Here is an 18990-nt window from a genome sequence, read left to right as displayed (position 1 = left end):
CCGCCGTCCGTCGCACGTTGCGTGTAGTACTCGACCATGAGATCACCCGGGACGTTGCCCGGCGCAGTTCGCATTCTCGTGAGCGGCGCGAGCACAACACGGTGTTGCAGTTCGAAATGTCCAACTTTGGTACGACTGAAAAGCTTGCTCATGACGTTATCCTCAAAGGAGTATTCGGTGGTGGTATGTTGGCGACCAACGCCACCCGGCAGTAGAGGCCACAGAGCGATAGTTACAATTCCGGAACGGAATAGGGAACTCAGCGACCGGATGCAATCCCGACAAGGGTAGAACGCGCCAAAGACCTGACGGCGAACGGCGAACTGTAGGGACGTATCGAAGCGAGCGTCGCTGGACTCTTGCTTCAATTTCCCTAGGGCGTGTTCACGCTACCGGCATTGGCCTGTTTGCGTAACAGCAGAGGAATGCAAATGTCCACCAGAACGGCGAGTGCGGTTGCGACGGCGCCCATCACAAACAGCAGCCGGTGGTTGCCGCCCGAACCGTTGTAAATGGCTGAATACGCGTATCCGGAGAGCGCCTGAGAGGCGGCGAACACGGTGGTGGCGCGACTCCAGATGACGTTCTGTCGGGCTGCGCTGCCCGGAACCGTTTCACGCACTCTTGCCAGCACCAGCGGCACGATGCCCGGCGGAAAACTGCCGATGATGACGGTCAGCGCACCGATCAGCAGGTGGTTGCTCGCCCCGGCAAGCGCGGCCACGGTAATCGCCTGAGCCGACAACAACAGGCGCAGCGCCGAACGCGCACCCAACCGGTCCGCGCACACGCCATAGAGCGGTGGCCCGAAGATCGCGCCCACGCCGTAAAGAATCCAGAACAGCGAACCCAGAGAGGCACCCGCACCCAGTCCGCGCGCCACGAAGTCGACCAGAAACACCATGGCCGGAACCAGACCTGCAGCCATGAGTGCATATTGCACATAAAGGATGTTGATAGGCGCGTTCGAAGCGCTCGACGGTGTCGTCGCGGCCTGCTGTGCGACAGGTGCAGTCTGCCTGGGCCAGCCGTACCAACTGGCGGCCGTCAGGATGGCGGACAGTGCTGCAAGCCCGATCCACGTTTCGCGCAGACCGAACCTCAGCAGCAGCGGCACGACCGTGCCCGACGCCGCGATGCCAAGACCGAGCCCGAGAAACACTGCGCCGCTTGCGAGACCCTTGCGGTCGCCGGGCACATGCGGAAGAACCGTCGCCGCAACCAGCACCATGATTGCGCCGCCAGCTACGCCAGACAACAACCGCCAGACGAAAAACCAGTTCGTGGAGACCGGGAACGCGCAGGCGAGAAATGCCAGGGTAACCAGCACTTTCATCGCGCGCAGCGTCGTGACGTTGCTGACGCGGGCGGCGAGCGGCCGACCCAGCAATGCACCGACCAGGTAACCCGCCAAGTTCGCCGCACCGAGGTACACGACGTCCGACGCGGAAAACCAGTGGGCCTGGATGAGGACCGGAAGTAGCGGGGTATAGGCAAAACGCGCGAGGCCGATGCTGATCAGGCTCGCGCAGAAGCCCGCAAAGATATGCGGCCAGACCACGGCTGGGCGGCCCGTTACCGCACGGCTCATGGAATTCGACATGGTGGACTCCGCACAATAAGTTGCAGCGACGCAGCAATTGACGACGACGCCAGTTTTTTCGGCGTCGCCATGTTTGACATTTATGTCAATGTTTGCATGATAATAAAATTTGACACTAGTGACAAGAATAAAATTTGAACACCGTGTGTCGGTGGAATGACAAGGATCGTGGTCGCCACAGTCCGTCGCCGGACCGGAAGAGCGCCACTCGGTGGGCGCCGCGTACGCCAATCCTCCGGTGCGGGCACGCGAATTCGTTGGGGCGCGCGAGGCAATCCGAAACGGGCGGCGACCAATGGTGGGGGAGAAGAGGACAGAGGGGACCGGCAGTTGCTGACGACGAAGCAGTTTCGTCGGATTTCTTGGCTCAATCAGTGGCGTGGGGGCGGGATGAGTGACTACGCGTGGCCGCACATCAGAAGTGATTGGGTTGGCTGGCTCTTCAAGCCACGCAGGAACCGGCAGGGTGGGCGTCAATCGAGCGGTGCTGGCGGAGCACCGCTCGACCCGGGACGACAGCGCTTTACGAGCGTTGCGGCACCAATGCGTCGACGAGCCCCGCTGCGGTCTGTCTAAGACTCTTCGGATCGGCGTAGACACGCTCCATGACGGCAATGCCGCGTGTCATGGTGACGATGAGCCGGGCGGCCTGCGGCGCCGGAATCGCGAGTCTCTTTTTAGCCTCTGGCGTAGCGAGCGCACTGAGGACGATCGCTTCCAGCTCATCTAGCATCTTTTGCAGGGCGTCGCGCAAGCGAGGCGATTCGGGGTCGACTTCGATCGCCGTTTTGGTGGACAGACAGCCCCGCGCCGGCGAACCCTGTGCAATCGAGCGGATGGCGAACGTGAAAAACGCCGTCAACGCGTCGCGCGCGTCAGGCTTGTCCAGCGCGTGGCGAGCACCGGCGAGGAATTCGACGGTGTACCGCTCAAACACGCGCATGAAGATTTCTTCCTTGTCGCCGTACGCGTTGTATAGGGACCCGCGCTGCACGCCGGTGGCTTCTGCCAGATCCAGCATCGAGGTGGCGCGAAAGCCCTTGCGCCAGAAGACATCCAGCGCCTGCGCAAAGGCGTGCTCTTCATCAAACTGACGGACTCCAGCCATGGTGCGCCTCAATCACGGTTTATCTATCAGGTGTATTTTGACACTATTGGCTAAAATTCGCAAAGCGTGGTGGCTGCGTTCGGACGCGTAGACCGTATTACATCTGTCAATGTTGCGTCAGCAAAAGTGTCACCTCTCGACCATGTGCCAACCCAACAAAAGCAAAGCCTTACTGGGCAACGGTTTGAGCCACACGAAATAAATTTGTCATCCATTGAAAGACCAAGGTCAAGAGACAAACACCCACCTCTCAGGCCTGTCCCGGCTTGTCTGAAGCAATTTCAGCCACGTCTTCACGTTGAAGCGCATGAGTGCGCATCCGATTTTTTTATCATCTGGTTGCAGCGCTGGTCTGCACCAGTCATCCATCGGGATCAAGGCGAGGGCCGGTACTCTGGCGTTCGCCTTTGGCTCATGTAGAGCCCCGGAAAACCATCGGTACCAGACCGGTGTCCACGGGAGTATTCACCAAGTTCGGCATACCGAGTTAGCAGTGCCATGCTTATTTCGGCTCATGGTCTGGGCGTCCCAGCATTCGTCAACGGAAGGTGACAGGAGTGCGCGGCCCAATCACTTGCCCTGGTTTACCTTCCCGCTCACTCGCACGCGTGCACCATTGAGCTCGATCTGGATACCTGAAGTCGCGGCTTTCCGGGTAAAAGTGTGGGACGTGTATCGCGAGGCGCTCGACAGGGCGCGCAGCGAATTCGACGCAAACCTCGAGATGCTGTTCAATGCCGGTGTCGGAGGAGCGGCCGTCGAAAAGGTTCTCGCGCGAGTGAGCTGGCATCTAGAACTCGATGACGCGGTGTCTGACGCAGGGCTGATTCAGGAGTGCATCCCCGAACAACTCGGCATGAAGCGCGAGTTGTTCGCGCAATTATCGGCCATCACGCGCAAAGACGCCGTCCTGGCGAGTTCGACATCGGCACTCAAACCTAGTGATATCGCCGAGCTTTGCGATGCGAAGATTCGAATGCTCGTCGGTCATCCTGCCAATCCGCCGTTCCTTTTGCCTGTGATTGAGGTTGTTCCGTCTAACTATACCGCGAAGAAGTTCGTGGATCGTGCCATCGATCTATACGCGCGTGCTGCTCTCAAGCCAGTTCTCGTCGGTCGCGAGGTTGAGGGGTTCGTGTTCAATCGCCTGCAAGGCGCCTTGTTGCGCGAAGCGTATTGTCTGGTACGCGACGGGGTGGCGGCCGTCGCGGATATCGACGAAATCGTCAGGCTGGGATTAGGGCGGCGCTGGAGTGTCATTGGCCCATTCGAGACTGTCGATCTGAATACGCGCGGCGGCATCGAAGCCGAAGCGCGCGAGAGCGAGCGACGCTACCGCGAGATGCAGATGGAGCTTGCGCACGCCAACCGCGCCGCGACGATGGGGCAGCTCACGGCCTCGATCGCCCATGAAGTCCAGCAGCCGATTGGCGCGACAGCAGTCAATGCGGCGGCCGCCTTACGCTCAAATGGTTGCGGGTTTCGATCAGACTCGACGCAGCGCGGTTGGACGAGCACTTGGGATGGGAAGAAATGGCTGCGGCGACGCGTGCGATGTGATGATGTGCGCCGTTGCACGAAGGTTTCGGCATAGCGTGGACAAACGGGATCACGGCGCGATACGCCGACGATGAAACAAAGGTCTCGGTGGCGAGATCAGCTTCGGCAGTAGTGCCGAAGATTGATCATCGTGTAGGCGAGGGTTTTGAGCGCGTAGTGCAACTGACTCAGTCGCTCGAAGCGCATCAGCAGGCGACGGAACTTGTCTTCCCAGGCGAACACCCGCTCGATGGTCCTGAACCGCTCTTTGAAAATAGCGGGATTGAACCGCGCCTTACGGCCTCGTTTCGGCGTCTTACGTCCGCGTGAATTGGGGTTGATGTTGGGGATCATACCGCGATTGAAAATGGCTTTGCGGTTGCGCCGGCAATCGTAAACGCCGTCCAGACTCACGACGCTTCCCCGCAGATCGAGCCCCACGGCCCGGGCGATGCGCGTGAGTTGCGGCAGCGCTTCGCGCAACAGCGGCGATTCATTGCGATTGCCCGGGGCCGACACGAACGGCGCGATCACGTTGCAATTGCGGTCGCACAGGGCAACGACCTTGCAGCCCTTGACCTTCTTGTGCCCGCTGAAGCCGAGGTTGTCGCCGCCCTTCTTGGCTGCGCTCGTGGTGCCATCGCCGTGAATAACGCTCGTGTCCAGACGATTGTCCTGATGAAGTTTGAACACCGAGCCCTCGAAAAGGGCATCAAAACAGCCATCTGCTCCCCAGCGCCGGAAGGCGCGATAGATGCGAGTGTAGTGAATTTCAGGGCGCCCATGCCGATCCTTGTCGATGGGCAATTCCTTCCACTGACAGCCGAGGTAAAGCAGCCGCAAGATGTAGTTGAAGATCGCAAGTGCGCTGAGCTTGCGCGCCGGGCCGCGACGGCCCTTGCTCAGATGCGGCCAGACAAATTGCTCGAACTCCTGGACGCTCAATCTCGTTGGAATCTCTTGCCACGACGGGCTTTGGGCCATTTCGAGCTTCAAAACATCGGGATTCTAGCCGATTCGTGCCAGGCTGATCGAACCCAATCCCGGCGGGCCTTTCAGCCGATTCCACCATCCGGAAAAAACCCGCAACCAGTTGAAAGTTTGTGGTCCATTTTTCACTCCTGTGTGGTTAGGCAGTCAATTCTGTTAGACGTCCATCGACCGGAGGGCGTGAAGGCCCTGACGTATGCCGGTTATCACTATCCTGGAGTCAACTGGCTGCAACGAACATGGACGGCAGATGAAGAAATCGTAGAGCTTGCAACGGCGAGTGCGAGGTTTCTCATAGTCATTTAGGGGAACACATACATGTGAAATCTCGTCTCCGAACGCATTCGCATTGCGAACGCTGGCGGGCCGTTTCCATTAGGGTAATTCCTGGTATTTGCAAACCGCAAAATAGTTGCAAAAACAACTTTAGTGAGTTTTAATTCGATCACTGGGTGGTTGCTTTTGCAATAATTTCGGCGATGACGGGATAGGGCAAATGTTCTGACCGACGACCCGGTGGCGCTACGCCAGCGGTGGGTTCGGAACGTGCAGAGCAGCCCGGTGGAGGCTGGACTCAAGAATGGAGACGCGAGAGTGAGTTTTGAAATACTACTGACGCCAAGCGGAAATCGCTATGTCGTCGAAGAGGGCGAAACGGTATTGGCGGCAGCCATGAAGGCCGGTCTTTTCGTTCCTTATAGCTGCCGCTCGGGCGCTTGTAGCGCGTGCAAGGGGCGCGTCGTGGAGGGGCGCGTCGAGCATGGTCACGTGCTCGAACGAGCCCTGCCACCCAAGGAGCGAGAGGACGGCTACGCATTGCTATGCTCGGCGAAGCCGCTTTCCGATTTGACCATCGAGGTGGAGGAGTTAACCGGCCTCGATGCCGTCAAGGCTTCGACCTACCCCTGCCGGGTGACTGACATCGCGAGACCCGCGCCAGATGTTGCCGTTCTGCGGTTGCGACTTCCGCTGAACGAGAACTTCTTCTTCCGCGCGGGTCAGTACATAGACGTCCTGTTGCCGGACGGCGTACGCCGCAGCTACTCGATCGCTGTGCCGCCCGATCCGGTGTCGCTGACGCATATCGAGTTGCATATTCGCCATCACCCGGGCGGCCGCTTCACCGAGCACGTATTCTCGGAGCTTGCCCCGCGGGAGATGCTTCGCTTCGAAGGCCCGTTCGGTTCGTTCTTCCTTCGCGAATCATCCGACAAGCCCGCCATTCTGCTCGCAGGCGGAACCGGCTTCGCGCCTGTAAAAGCCATCGTCGAGTATGCGCTGCAACGCGGGAGCGCTCGTGAATTCCACATCTACTGGGGTGGCCGCCGGCGGCGCGACCTGTATCTGGCCGATCTGCCGCACAAATGGGCGGAGGATCATCCGAACGTCCATTTCGTGCCGGTGCTGTCCGAACCGGGAATGGATTGCGACTGGACCGGGCGCACGGGTTGGGTTCACCAGGCGGTGGTCGACGATTTTCCGGACCTTTCTGGATATGAGGTTTATGCGTGCGGCGCGCCGGCGATGGTCAACGCAGCACGGGAAGACTTCACGAGCACGTGCGGTCTTCCAGCAGCGGCCTTCCACGCCGATGCGTTCCTGACGCAGGCCGAGACCGCAGCGTAAGGCCACGCAATCGACGATCGATACCCCCGCCGTACATAACACAATGGAGGCATCTTATGACGCTTGAAATCCCTAGCGAGGCAGTTGTACCGCTGAAAAACAGCGGCGCGATCAATCGGCCCTACGTGCTCGGACACGGCACGCTGGAGTGCCGCGACATTGCCGAAACGCGGCGCTTCTACGAGGAGTTCCTTGGTCTTGAAACCGTGCGCCATGCGGCCCCCGCGTTCGCGTTCCGGCTGGGTTTGAAGTTCCATGTGTTCTGTGTCGAAGTGGGCGACAAGATTCACGACGTCTCGTTCCTGACCCACTGGGGACTCGATGTGCGCACTCGTGAAGAAGTCGACGCTGCTCATCGTTCGGCACACGAGTACAAGGATCAGTACAAGATTCGTCAGATTACCGAAGTGACGCTGCAACATGGCGTGTACTCGTTCTATCTTCAGGACCTCGACTACAACTGGTGGGAATTTCAGTATTACGAAGGGTTCCAGGACGAGGACGTCTTCGATTTCGGCGATCGCTTCTAAGCGGCAGGACAATTCAACATGAACGACCGTTACCATCTGCTGAGTTTCAACGACGAAGGGCGAGCGCGTGCCGGCCTGCTGATTGGCGAGCGTGTTTATCCGTATGGTCCGCAGCTTGGCGAGTTGCTGCAGCTTGACATGCATGACCTGACGGCCACTGAACTTATCGGCCGGTGGGACAAATTCGGTCCGCAATTGCGCGAGGCAGCCGCTCGCATTAGCGCATCGACGACATCGCTGCCGGGCTTCGCGCTCGATGCGGTAAAGCTGCTGGCGCCGCTGCTACCTGGAACCATCTACGGCGCGGGCGCGAATTACTATGATCACGTCGCGGAGATGGACCGCGCGTTCAATATGCCACCGTCGCCCGATCCGCACACGGTTTCTGGAGCACCGTGGCATTTTATCAAGGCTCCGTCATGCTCGGTGGTGGTGGGTACCGGGGAACCCGTGACGTTGCCGCCTTACAGCCGCTGCGTCGATTGGGAAGCGGAGCTCGCGGTGATAATTGGACGTCCGGCACGCAACGTCGCAGTCGAGGACGCGCTGTCGTATGTCGCCGGATACACCGTGGCCAACGATCTCTCCCTCCGAGATGTATTCGTACGCGATTACATTGGCGTGCATTCACCGTTCCACTTCGACTGGATCTCCCAGAAGTGTTGGGAGGGAAGTTGTCCGCTTGGACCCTGGATCACGCCAGCAGAAGACATTCCGGATGTTCAGTCACTTGGAATCCGTCTTTGGCGTAACGGCGAACTGCGTCAGGATTCAAGTACCGCCGAGATGATCTTCAGCGTTGCCGAACAACTCGCCTTCCTGAGCAGTCGCGTCACGCTGTACCCGGGCGACGTGATCCTGTCGGGCACGCCGGCGGGCGTCGGTATGCCGCACAACCAGTTCATCGAGCCCGGCGATGAGATGGAGGTCTGGGTCGAAGGCATTGGCACGCTCAAGAGCACGTTCATGACCCACGACGCGACAAGAGCGGATAGCTGAGGGAGAGACTGTTTGCACTAAACGCCGCGCCCTGAGGCACGGCCTGGGCGATTGCCGCGAACTGTCGCTATCGATGCACGTCCACGCGCCGTGCAACAGCAACATAGAGATGCGAACGGGCGTGGGGCGGTCGATCGCAATGACACGGGTTCAGATCGGATTATCGTATCCGCTTGAGATTTATAAGATAAGTCATCCTAATAATTTCAATTGGCTTATTGATCAGCGTTCCCCCCGTCTTTTAAAAAACCATGCATTGCGCCACAAAAATGGAGATTTGACCGTCATGAAAATCAAATGGAGCGCGGCGTTGCTCGTCGCGGTGTCAGGGGTCACATATGCCCAAAGCAGTGTCACGCTATATGGAATCGTCGATACAGGGCTGTCGTACTACAACCACGCAACAGCCCACGGTGGATCGGAGGTTGGGGTGCCTACTTTGACTGGTGAAGTACCGTCACGCTGGGGCTTTAAGGGTATCGAGGACCTCGGCGGTGGCTACAAGACATTCTTCGTCCTGGAGAGCGGTTTTCAGCCGGGCACCGGCTCGCTGAACTATGGCGGGCGCCTCTTCGGCCGTCAGGCGAATGTCGGAGTAAGCAGCGACTACGGCTCACTCACGCTCGGCCGGCAAATGAACATGACGATGTACGCGCTGACGAACGCAGATGTGATCGGCCCTTCGATTCATTCGATGGCCAGCTTCGACCCATATCTGCCGAACTCGCGCAGCGACAACGCGGTTGGCTATCTCGGCAAATTCCACGGCGTCACTCTCGGCGGAACATACAGCTTTGGCCGTGACGCAGCCGGTCCTGCGGGCCCGGCTGCGACCAACTGCGGAGGACAGGTGCCCGGCGACTTCGTTGCGTGCCGGCAATACACCGCGCTGCTTGCCTATGATTCAGCGAGCTTCGGCGCGGCAGCATCCTACGACGTGATGCGCGGTGGCACGGGCGCGTCGGCGCCGCTGAACAACAGCGCGTACACCGATACGCACAACATCGTCGACGGCTACGTGATTTTGGGTCCAACCAAAATCGGTGTCGGCTGGGTCAGAAACAACGTGGCAGCCGCGACCCATTTGCAGACAGACATTTTCTTCGCGGGGGCGACGTACTATGCAACGCCCTCGTTTTACTTCGACGCAGAAGGGGTGCGTTACCTGCAACGCGGGCCGGCGGGGAAGAATGACGCGAATTCGACATTGCTGATCGGCCGCGTGAACTACCTGATATCCAAGCGCACGACGGTGTACACGTCGGTCGGGTACATGTTCAACAGTGCGCTGGCTGCCAACGCGGTTGCGGCTGGCGGCACTGTTGAAACTGGCGCGGATCAGCTTGGTGTCATGGTCGGTCTGCAGCAGAAGTTCTGATGCGTCGTAACGGAGTAGGGGTGGGTAGCATGTGTTTTATTAAAATAGGAATCCTTATAAGTGTAGATTCTACAACCCGACGCGAGTGACTGAGGAGGGCCATGATTGCGTCCGCACCCAGACATTGCGGACGCGTTGAATGTTCGGCGTTCTACCGCGCGCAAAGTTGCTTTGCAATTCAGGACATGTGCACGCCCACGCTGCCAATCTATTATCAGGCAAGCTTTCCAGCGCGCCGGCGCCGCAGGTGGTGATGCACGGGTTGAGGTCTGGATGGGTCGCGCTGATATGAAATGTTTGATCGTAGCCGCGTGAGCGAGCACTTCGTGTGAGTCAGCCGCGGCCTTCTGCTTCAGGAGGATGTATGAGAAACGCTATAGAGGATGTTGCGCTCGATGTTCTGTTTCGCGAGGCACGTTCGTACAGGGCGTGGCTGGACGAGCCGGTGTCGGACGAAATCTTGCGTCAGGTTTACAACTTGATGAGATGGGCTCCCACCAGCGCCAACGGCAATCCCGCACGGATCCTTTTTTTGCGCACCAAGGCGGCAAAGGAGAGGCTGTTGCCGGCACTCGCTCCCGGGAACGTGGACAAGACGATGAGCGCCCCGGTGACAGCCATCATCGCTCACGACCTGAAATTCTACGAGAAGCTGCCGCAGCTATTGCCGCACGATCCTGGCATGCGTGATCTCTTCGCCAATGCACCGGAACTAGTCGACGCTACGGCGAAACGCAACTCCAGTTTGCAAGGCGCTTACCTGATTCTGGCTGCGCGTGCGTTAGGACTCGATTGCGGACCGATGTCGGGGTTCGACAACGCGAAGGTCGACGAGGAATTTTTTGGTGCTGGAAAGAGCGAGCCGAATTCCGCCGAAGAATTCTTTCCCGAAGGTCACATTAAGTCGAACTTCCTTTGCAATCTCGGGTATGGCGACAAATCAAAGCTGTTTGCGCGCTCGCCGCGCCTCGAATTCGATCAAGCCTGTACGCTTTTATAGGTCTGTCCATCGGCTGCACGAAGCCGAACTGCCGCGCGACGTCTTGCCGAGATTTGGCTCGAAAGCGACGCGGCACGTCCACTCGGGAACACTATAACCGCGGGCCCGATGCCAAGCCCAAGCAACGCCGCCGCGAAGCGACGAGACCGTCATTGATTGGGTGGGCGCGTCGCCATCGCGTAGCCACTTCTCGCGATGGCGTTCAACCGGCGCCCATGTCAAACGCTAGCCAAGGTTGGGTCGCGCGAGGTGTAGCAAGCCGTCACTTCAGGCCGAGCCATGCGGCCGCGTTTTTCCACCGTAAGGCTTCCAGAGTCGCGGCACTCAAGCCGAGGCTAGCGACGCGCGCGGCCGGATCGGCGTCCATGATCGCAAACGGGTAGTCGGTTCCAATCATTACGCGACCCTCGCCGACAGTTTCGATGAGGGCGTGGATGGCTGTGGTGCTGTAGAGGAGATCGTCGTAATAGAGTCTCCGCGCCGCTTCGACCGGTGCTACGGGCATGGCTTCCCGAAGTGCGTCCAGTGTCTCCCAGGCAAACTGCATGCGTGGCAGCACGGTCTGGATCGCACCGCCACCGTGGCTTAGGGCAATGCGCAGGCGGGGGAATTTTTTCAGCAAGCCACCTGTGATCAGCGATGTCGCTGCGAGACCAATCTCGCCGGGGAACGCGACGATCTGCTCCAGGGATGGGGGCCCAACCAGCCGGTCCATACCGGCCGGGCGCAGCGGATGCACGAAGATCGCCGCGTTGAGTGCTTCGGCGGCCTCGAAGAACGGGAAGAAGCGTGGATCACCGATCGGCACGCCCCCCACGTTGCTGCCGACCTCAATCCCGGCCAATCCCAGTGTGCTAACCGCAAATTCGAGCTCCTGAATCGCGCGGTCGATGTCCTGCAGCGGCGCGGCACCGAGTGCGCTGAAGCGGTTGGGGGCGCGGACCACCATATTCGCCAGCGTTTCGTTCAGATAACGCGCCAGTGTTGCGCCATCTGCGGGATCAAGCCAGTACGACAGTAGCTCAGGCATCGGGGAGAGCACTTGCCGGTCGACATCGAGCCGGTCCATGTCAGCGCGTCGAACGTCAATGTCCCACGCCTGATGCGAAACCGTCCGATACACCTTGGATGAGACGACCACGTGCCGGTGGCAAGCGTGGCCTGCGCGCATCGAGGGCCATGGTGCGTCTGGATAGCGCCCCACGTAAGCGGGGAAGTCGTGCGGAACGACATGAGTATGGATGTCGATGCATCCGCATTGCGAAGGCTGGCGGGCCGTTTTCATAAGGGTAACTCCTGGTATTTGCAGACCGCAAAACAGTTGCAAAAACAACTTTTGTGAGCTTTAATTCGATCACAGATTAGTTGTTTTTGCAATAAATTTGGAGGTGACAGGAATGACCATGACTTCGAGCTTTATCGAGCGGCAGGCCGCATCGCTGGGCGATGCGGTATCTGACGATGCCTTGTTTGCGCGTTTGCTGGATGCAGCTGCAGCACTGCGGCCGCTGGTCGCCAAACGTGCCCGCCAGACCGAGCAGGACCGGCGCGTTTCGTCGGACGTGACGAACCTGCTCAGGGAAGCCGGTCTCTACCGGGTGGTGCAGCCGCGGCGTTTTGGCGGATATGAGTTGAGCCTGGAGGCGTTGCGTCGTCTTGCGTTCGAAATTGGCAAGGGATGCACCTCAACCGGTTGGTGTTACGGACTGAGTGCCGCGGCGTCATGGGTGGTCGGCATGTTTCCGGAGCAAGCGCAGGACGACGTGTGGGGCAAGACGCCGGACGCGCTGATTGCCTCCTGCATTGCGCCGACGGGCAAGGCCACGCCAACCGAGGGCGGCTTCCGGCTGAAGGGCCGATGGAGCTTCGGTAGCAACAGCGATAACGCTCAGTGGCTGTCGCTCGGCGCGATGGTCGAACAGGCCGAAGGGGCGCCCCCCCGGCCGATCTTCCTGCTGGTACCGCAGGGTGAATACACCATCGTCGACACGTGGTTCACGGTGGGTCTCGCAGGCACCGGCAGCAAGGACATCCTCATCGAAGAGGAAGTGTTCGTTCCTGCGCATCGCACCGTCGCGTTTTCGGAGGTTCTTGAGCAGGAAGCACCGGGCGCAGACGTTCACGATTCGGCGCTTTACCGGGTGCCTTTCCTGAGCGGCTTCCCGCCGCTGTTGGCCAACCCGGCTGTGGCGGCGCTGCGCGGTGCAATTGATGAATTCGTCGAGAGCATCGCCGCACGCGCCACACGCGGAGCCTTTGCGGGCGGCGGCGCTTCGATTGCCCAGTTCGGGCATGTCCAGTCCGCGGTGGCGCAAGCCGAAGCCGCGGTCGACGCCGCACAGCTCATTTTGCAACGTGACCTGCAACAGATCACCGAGTGGGTGGATGGCGGCGTCAAGTTGAGCAAGGAGCAACGCATCACGCTACGGCGCGGCCACGCATACGCGGTGCGTCTGTGCGTTGACGCCATCAACGCACTGTACGACGTCGTAGGCGGAACGGGCATCCAGTTGGACAGCGGCATCCAGCGTGCCTGGCGCGATATCAATGCCGTTGCGCACCACATCAGCGTCAACTGGCACGCGGTGTCCACGATGTATGGGCAGATGCGACTCGGCCTGCCGCCGCGCGGCCAGTACTGAAGGGGAGGGTGTCATGGTCCGATACCGGAAGTTGGGGCGCGTGGAACTTAACGTGACTCATCTGGAAAAATCGCGCCGCTTCTATGAAGAGGTGGTGGGGCTCCAGTACGTAGACACGGGTGTCGATGGCGAGATCCGGTTGCGCTGCGATCACGATCACCATAACGTGGTGCTGCATGCTGCGTCGGAAGCAGGACTCCGATGCGCCGGTTTCATGCTGGAGGACGAAGCGCAGTTCAAGCCGCTGATCGAACGGCTTACGCGCGCCGGTCTCGACGTGCAGGAAACGACGCTGGAGATGTGTCGGGAACGGGCGCAGTTGCGGGCCGTACGTGTATTCGAACCGCTGATCGGCGCAACGGTAGAGTTTTACGTCCCACTGCCAGACGCGGAGCGTCCATTCCAGCCGTCGGTCGCTCGCATCCAGCGGATCGGGCATGTCGTCTTCAACACCCCTGATGCGGCGCGCGCCATTGAATTCTGGCGCGACGTGCTGAATTTCCGGGAGTCTGACTCGCTCGGCGAATTCGTCACCTTCATGCGTGTTTGGCCGAATCCCTATCACCACGGAATCGGTATCGCACGCTTCGAGCGCCGCAGCCTGCACCACGTCAATTACATGGTGACCGAAATTGACGACATCGGTAGGGCGCTAACGCGCCTGAAGGCTGCCAACTCCGACGTGGTGTTTGGACCTGGCCGGCATCCCGCTTCCGACAGCGTCTTTCTGTATTTCCTTGACCCCGATGGGTTGACGATGGAGTACAGCTTCGGGATGGAAACATTTACTGAAGCGCATCCTCGTGAGCCACGGCGCATGGAGCCGTCTCCGAGCAATCTCGATTCCTGGGGTTCCGTGCGCGATCCGCGCTGTTTCACGGGTGCTGGCGCGAACGCCACGCCCGCTTTGACTGGACAAAAATCATGAGCGCAGTTTCTATCGATGGTCGCGAACTCCGCAACGCAATGGGCCGTTTTGCGACCGGCGTCTGTATTGTCACCACGCGTACTGAGGATGGGCGGCAGGCTGCACTGACTGTCAATTCGTTCTGCTCAGTTTCGCTCGATCCACCGCTGGTGGCGTGGTATCTGAATGACCGGTCGCCGAGCCTGCCGGTGTTCAGGGAATCGGGATATTTCGCCGTGCATGTCCTGGCCGCCGATCAGCAAGATCTCGCGACCCACTTCGCGAGGTTCGCGGAAGACAAGTTCGCGCCGTTCAGCGAACGCGTGCAGGCGGGGCTCGGCGACGTCCCGGTACTCGGCGACGTGCTGGCCTGTTTCGAGTGCCGGACGTCGGGCATCGAGCCTTACGGGGACCATGTCATGATTCTGGGCCACGTCGAGCGCTTCTCCTACGGCAGCGAATCGCCGCTGCTGTTCCATGCCGGCCGCTTCCTCGAGCAGAGTGCCACCGCATGACGGCGAACGCCCGATTCGCCGCCCCGTGTCGGCGGATACCCGAGGACAATAAAGACAATTGGAGATGATCGTGCAACGGATGTTCAGAAGCCGCTGGTGGATCGTGTTTGGCTCCCTCCTGGGACTGACGGTCGGCAACGTCACCGTCCTGCAGTTTTCGACATCGGTGCTGATGAAGCCCATCATGGCGGAGTTCGGCTGGAATCGCAGCGTGATGTCCGTCGCGGTCATGCTGGGATCGATCTTCGCCGCGATTGCCACGCCCGTCGCTGGCAGACTGATCGATAGGCGCGGAATCAGGCGGGTCACGCTGGTTGCCATTGCGCTCTTTGCGCTGGCCATCGCCGCCATGTCGCTGGCGCCGGCCATTCCCGCGGCGTTTCTGGCCATGTTCGCGGTGATGGGCCTGGTCAGCGGCGGGCAGGCACCGCTGCCTTATGCCAAGGCAATCGCCGCGGCATTCGATCGGCGGCGCGGCCTCGCAATGGGCATCGCCATGACGGGCGTGGGCCTGGGTGCGGCACTCGTGCCCCGGCTCACGCAGCTGTATCTAGACAGGCTCGGATGGCGAGGCGCGTACGTCGCGATCGGCTTGACCGTGCTCGTCATCGCGTTTCTCGCGGTCGGGCTGTTCATCCGTGATCCAGTTGGCGCGCCTCGCATCGCGGAGGCGCGCATGCGCGGCGCCGGCTTGCCAGGGCTCGACGCGGGTGAGGCAGTGCGCAGCCCGGATTTCTGGAAGCTTGCGGTAGTGTTCCTGTGCATTCCGATCGTCGTCAACGGCACCATCGTGCACCTTGTGCCGTTGCTGACTGACCGCGGCATTCCGGCGAGCCAGGCGGTAGCCGTGTTTTCGGGCATCGGGGCGTCGTTGATCGCAGGGCGCCTGTTGTGCGGTTATCTGCTCGACCGGTTTTTCGGTCCCCACGTCGCGATCGCATTCGTGATCCTGCCGGCCATAGGTGTGATTGCGCTGCTGGGCAGTGCCGATGTTTCGCTCACGACAATCGGTGCAGTGCTGGTCGGCCTTGGCATGGGCGCGGAAGTCGATCTCATCGCATATCTACAGAGTCGATATTTCGGCCTGCGCGCGTTTGGACAGATCTACGGCTATCTGTTCGCAGTGTTCACCGTCGGTACCGGACTCGGGCCTTTCGTGATGGGCGCTGCCTACGATGCCACGGGTTCCTACCGCCCCGCACTGATAGCGTTCGTGGGTGTACTGACCTGCGCGGGATGGCTGCTGCTGCGTCTGCCGCGCAGTTATCCGTATCCCGTCCAGACGCTTGCACACGGCGGCGCATCAGAAGATCCGCCCCGTACGAGCCTGGCATAATCCACTTCTCTTTGACATCCATGAAACTCGTTACTTACCAGCACCACGCAAACGTTTCTATCGGCAAGGTGGAGGGCGACCTTGTGATTGACCTGCCACGCAACGATCCGACTTTGCCGGCCACCATGAAGGCATTGCTCGAGGCCGGTCCGGAAGCAATCGCGCGTGCACGTGCCGTGCAGGCCGGCCACGCCGTTGCGCTGTCGGAGGTCACGCTGCTTGCTCCGCTGCCGAATCCGTCCAAGTATCTCGCGATCGGCATGAATTATCGGAAGCACGTGGCGGAGGCGGCCAAGGTCGGCGTGCAGACCCCGCCCACCCAGGTCTGGTTCAACAAGCAGGTTTCCTGTATCAACGGCCCGTTCGGGGATGTGCACTTGCCCGCAGTATCGGATCAGCTCGATTACGAAGTCGAACTGTGCGTGGTGATCGGCCGGCGCTGCCGGCACGTGAGCCGCGAAGCAGCGGGCTCGGTTATCGCCGGTTATATGGTGTGCAACGACGTATCGGTGCGCGACTGGCAACTCGCCACGCAGACCATGACGATTGGTAAGTCGTTCGATACTTGCGGACCCACCGGCCCATGGATCGTTACCCCTGACGAGCTCGGCGACCCGCACGCCTTGCGCTTGCGGATGTGGGTGAACGGCGAGCTGCGTCAGGACGATATGACCGGTGCGATGATTCACGACATCTACGACCAGATCGCTCACCTGTCCACCGCCTTTACGCTCGAACCGGGTGATCTGCTGGCGACGGGCACACCGTCGGGCGTGGGCGTCGCGATGAGCCCTCCTGTGTATTTGAGGGCAGGCGACGTGATGCGGGCCGAAATAGAAGGAATTGGTTCAATCACAAATCGCGTCATTGCCGAGCCGGTGTGAGGTAGGGCGCCCGCCAGTATTAGTCGGGCGCTTTGCCGCCCGCTTCACGTCGGCGTACACGACGCGCGACGGCGAGCTTACGATTGACGGCTGGCGCGTCTTCGCAGTTGTCGACAAGGTTGGAGTAGACCGCTCGGAGGGTATTGAGCGTGATTTCCAGTTCGCGGGCCGATACGCCCTTTACTGACGCGCGTTCGATTTGCCAGGCGCGTGGTGCGAGTTCGCTGACTATGGCAGCTCCCTCGGAGGTCAAGGACAGACGGATGGTCCGTCGATCGGAGGCGGACTCGCTGCGGCAGATATAGCCCTTTGTCTCGAGGGCGCTCACCGCGCGTGAAAGATAGGATAGCTCCGACCCAGTATGACTTGCGAGATCGGACAAGGTCTGATGGTCTTCGTGGCGGAGCGCCGCGAGTACGCGCCAACCCTGAAGGTTGATGTCGTAGGACTTGAGGTCGTCGCTGAAGCGTGCCGCGATGATGCTCGCCGCGAGATTGAGCAGATATCCGATCGAATTGTCGAGGTCGTGATCGAGACGTTCCGCAGGCAACGGCTGCGTGCTCCGTTCTCGGGTGCGCGGCTGACGTGTGATGGAATCGGAAGTGGTCATGAATCGCGCTCGTCGTTTGGATTCGAATCTGAATGATAGCTTAAGCTACTGTTTTGTAGGGGCTGTCGCGCTCAATTTAAGGCAATGTCATATAGCTAGATGGGAACGCTGCATTGCCGCGTAAGCGCGGTCGATCGCGTGAATGTCGCGACGCTCGACGAGCCGGCGCTTGCCGCCGGTCGCGTCCATCCCACCGTACATGATTGCGTCGGGACGTTCCCCCTTGATCTTGGTGAGGATCGCTCGAAAATCGGCCGCCTTGTCGTTCGTCGCGTCATGCGACACGACCTTGATACCCAGCGCCTTGGCCGACTTTTCGAACTCGTCGGCAAGCCCCTGTCCGTACACGGTCGCGTCGTCGACAATGGCAACGGTCGACACCTTCAGGCTCCGGGCCGCATATTGCGCGAGCGCTGGCCCTTGTTGCGCATCGGTCGCGACCACTCGATAAGCGGTAGCGAATCCCTTCTGCGTGTAGGCGGGATTCGTCGCGGCCTGTGATATCTCGACAATACCTGCGTCGCTTTAGATCTTCGACGCCGGAATCGTCGTGCCCGAATTGAGGTGGCCCACGACGCCGACCACCTTGTCGTCAACCAGCTTCTGCGCCACCTGGGTGGCAGTACGCGGGTCGCCAGCGTCGTCCTGCGAATCCAGGCTCAACAAGTGCAGACTTTCCGGATTTTGACTAGGACGCGCCCGCCGCGCGAACTGAAGCGCATCAGGGTGGCGTGCGTCAGGCGCCGGGAACTGGCCGGCCGTCTGGGCCGGGAGCGTTAAAAGCCTTGGGGTTATAACTCTGACGCACGACCAAAGAGCTCGATGAATTCGACAGCTTCGTTGGACAAAGGCGTCTCAGGCACTCTGTACCTCGTGAGCCGATCCATGAGATCGCCGTTGATGAAGGCACATCGGACCCGGGCAAGCAGATGGACTGCCCGTGGTGAACAGCGCATTTGTTGCCGCTTGCACATACGCTGATTCAACACCTGATTGACCGCAGACTCGGCTGTTGCGGTCAAAATCGGCTTTCCGAGGCGATGTCGCGATCAGTAGTTGATAGTGGACCCGCCGTTCGCCTCGACATAGGCAACAAGCTCCCGGGTCCGGTAATCAAGCTGCGCGAGCCTCTCTGCAACGCCCGGCGTTTGTGGCACGATCACCCGGCAGATAGTCAGGATTTCCTGCATCCGGCTCAGAGCTTTGCTCTTACACCAAGAATGTTGCTAAGGCAGAGGATTTTTAGCGGAGCGGAAGCGGCGCACCGGGATGAGCGCAGGCACGACGCGAAATCCGCGTCCGCTTCGCTAAAAATTCTTTGAG

Annotated in this window: 16 protein-coding genes and 3 pseudogenes; 11 read left to right on the top strand and 8 right to left on the bottom strand. The window is 60.1% G+C overall.

The features are described 5' to 3' along the window. The 3 genes and pseudogenes from P3T22_RS32245 to P3T22_RS32235 all read right to left on the bottom strand — a co-directional run. Window positions 1-152: pseudogene (locus P3T22_RS32245) on the bottom strand (alkene reductase); the annotation flags it as partial. A 221-nt stretch (window positions 153-373) separates the two neighbouring features. Further along, a complete protein-coding gene (locus P3T22_RS32240; RefSeq protein WP_429327150.1) occupies window positions 374-1603 on the bottom strand; it encodes a YbfB/YjiJ family MFS transporter in 1230 nt (409 codons plus the stop codon). 523 nt (window positions 1604-2126) lie between these two features. Beyond that, complete coding sequence (locus P3T22_RS32235; protein WP_429327149.1) at window positions 2127-2711, bottom strand: TetR/AcrR family transcriptional regulator; 585 nt, start codon at window positions 2709-2711, stop codon at window positions 2127-2129. Between the two features lie 307 nt (window positions 2712-3018). Between P3T22_RS32235 and P3T22_RS32230 the strand changes: the two genes are divergently transcribed. Beyond that, window positions 3019-4305: a 3-hydroxyacyl-CoA dehydrogenase NAD-binding domain-containing protein gene (locus tag P3T22_RS32230; RefSeq protein ID WP_429327148.1), complete on the top strand. Its 1287-nt coding sequence runs from the start codon at window positions 3019-3021 to the stop codon at window positions 4303-4305. Window positions 4306-4367: 62 nt separating this feature from the next. Here P3T22_RS32230 and P3T22_RS32225 read toward each other — a convergent pair whose 3' ends face one another. Then, on the bottom strand, window positions 4368-5234 hold the full coding sequence (locus P3T22_RS32225; protein WP_429327147.1) for an IS5 family transposase: 867 nt from the start codon (window positions 5232-5234) through the stop codon (window positions 4368-4370). A gap of 600 nt (window positions 5235-5834) precedes the next feature. Between P3T22_RS32225 and P3T22_RS32220 the strand changes: the two genes are divergently transcribed. The 5 genes from P3T22_RS32220 to P3T22_RS32200 all read left to right on the top strand — a co-directional run bounded on the left by P3T22_RS32220 (window position 5835) and on the right by P3T22_RS32200 (window position 10773). Next, a complete protein-coding gene (locus tag P3T22_RS32220) occupies window positions 5835-6866 on the top strand; it encodes a CDP-6-deoxy-delta-3,4-glucoseen reductase (RefSeq protein ID WP_429327146.1) in 1032 nt (343 codons plus the stop codon). A 56-nt stretch (window positions 6867-6922) separates the two neighbouring features. Next, entirely contained in the window at window positions 6923-7396 is a 474-nt protein-coding gene (locus P3T22_RS32215; protein WP_429327145.1) for a VOC family protein, read from the top strand. 18 nt (window positions 7397-7414) lie between these two features. After that, entirely contained in the window at window positions 7415-8395 is a 981-nt protein-coding gene (locus P3T22_RS32210) for a fumarylacetoacetate hydrolase family protein (RefSeq protein WP_429327144.1), read from the top strand. Window positions 8396-8681: 286 nt separating this feature from the next. After that, window positions 8682-9773 (top strand): porin, encoded by a 1092-nt coding sequence (locus P3T22_RS32205; RefSeq protein WP_429327152.1) that lies wholly within the window; start codon window positions 8682-8684, stop codon window positions 9771-9773. Between the two features lie 364 nt (window positions 9774-10137). Beyond that, complete coding sequence (locus P3T22_RS32200) at window positions 10138-10773, top strand: malonic semialdehyde reductase (protein WP_429327143.1); 636 nt, start codon at window positions 10138-10140, stop codon at window positions 10771-10773. Window positions 10774-11035: 262 nt separating this feature from the next. Here the strand turns inward: P3T22_RS32200 and P3T22_RS32195 are convergent, their stop codons facing one another. Continuing rightward, window positions 11036-12058, bottom strand: a complete 1023-nt coding sequence (locus P3T22_RS32195) for an amidohydrolase family protein (protein ID WP_429327142.1) — start codon at window positions 12056-12058, stop codon at window positions 11036-11038. A gap of 112 nt (window positions 12059-12170) precedes the next feature. On the opposite strand from P3T22_RS32195, the gene P3T22_RS32190 reads away from it, so the two are divergent. The 5 genes from P3T22_RS32190 to P3T22_RS32170 all read left to right on the top strand — a co-directional run bounded on the left by P3T22_RS32190 (window position 12171) and on the right by P3T22_RS32170 (window position 17057). Then, window positions 12171-13415: an acyl-CoA dehydrogenase family protein gene (locus P3T22_RS32190; RefSeq protein ID WP_429327141.1), complete on the top strand. Its 1245-nt coding sequence runs from the start codon at window positions 12171-12173 to the stop codon at window positions 13413-13415. Beyond that, window positions 13372-14343 carry a VOC family protein gene (locus tag P3T22_RS32185; protein WP_429327140.1) on the top strand — a complete coding sequence of 324 codons (972 nt, stop codon included), beginning with the start codon at window positions 13372-13374 and terminating at the stop codon, window positions 14341-14343. Before P3T22_RS32190 ends, P3T22_RS32185 begins: the two co-directional genes overlap by 44 nt. Next, the gene (locus P3T22_RS32180) at window positions 14340-14837 is read left to right on the top strand and encodes a flavin reductase family protein (protein ID WP_429327139.1); all 498 of its coding nucleotides are present in this window, start codon (window positions 14340-14342) and stop codon (window positions 14835-14837) included. The genes P3T22_RS32185 and P3T22_RS32180 overlap by 4 nt, the downstream gene beginning before the upstream one ends. 79 nt (window positions 14838-14916) lie before the next feature. Beyond that, a complete protein-coding gene (locus tag P3T22_RS32175; RefSeq protein WP_429327151.1) occupies window positions 14917-16173 on the top strand; it encodes an MFS transporter in 1257 nt (418 codons plus the stop codon). A gap of 20 nt (window positions 16174-16193) precedes the next feature. After that, the gene (locus P3T22_RS32170) at window positions 16194-17057 is read left to right on the top strand and encodes a fumarylacetoacetate hydrolase family protein (protein ID WP_429327138.1); all 864 of its coding nucleotides are present in this window, start codon (window positions 16194-16196) and stop codon (window positions 17055-17057) included. Between the two features lie 19 nt (window positions 17058-17076). Here the strand turns inward: P3T22_RS32170 and P3T22_RS32165 are convergent, their stop codons facing one another. The 3 genes and pseudogenes from P3T22_RS32165 to P3T22_RS32155 all read right to left on the bottom strand — a co-directional run. After that, window positions 17077-17667, bottom strand: coding sequence for a MarR family winged helix-turn-helix transcriptional regulator (locus tag P3T22_RS32165; protein WP_429327137.1), 591 nt, complete (start codon window positions 17665-17667; stop codon window positions 17077-17079). A 171-nt stretch (window positions 17668-17838) separates the two neighbouring features. Then, window positions 17839-18330: pseudogene (locus tag P3T22_RS32160) on the bottom strand (branched-chain amino acid ABC transporter substrate-binding protein); the annotation flags it as partial. Between the two features lie 106 nt (window positions 18331-18436). Beyond that, a pseudogene (locus P3T22_RS32155) lies at window positions 18437-18884 on the bottom strand (ISKra4-like element ISBte2 family transposase); the annotation flags it as partial. Between the last annotated feature and the right edge of the window lie 106 nt (window positions 18885-18990).

It is taken from the genome of Paraburkholderia sp. GAS348, assembly GCF_050434205.1.
In the GTDB taxonomy this organism is placed as follows: Bacteria; Pseudomonadota; Gammaproteobacteria; order Burkholderiales; family Burkholderiaceae; genus Paraburkholderia.
This window is presented reverse-complemented; position numbering and strand designations above follow the sequence as displayed.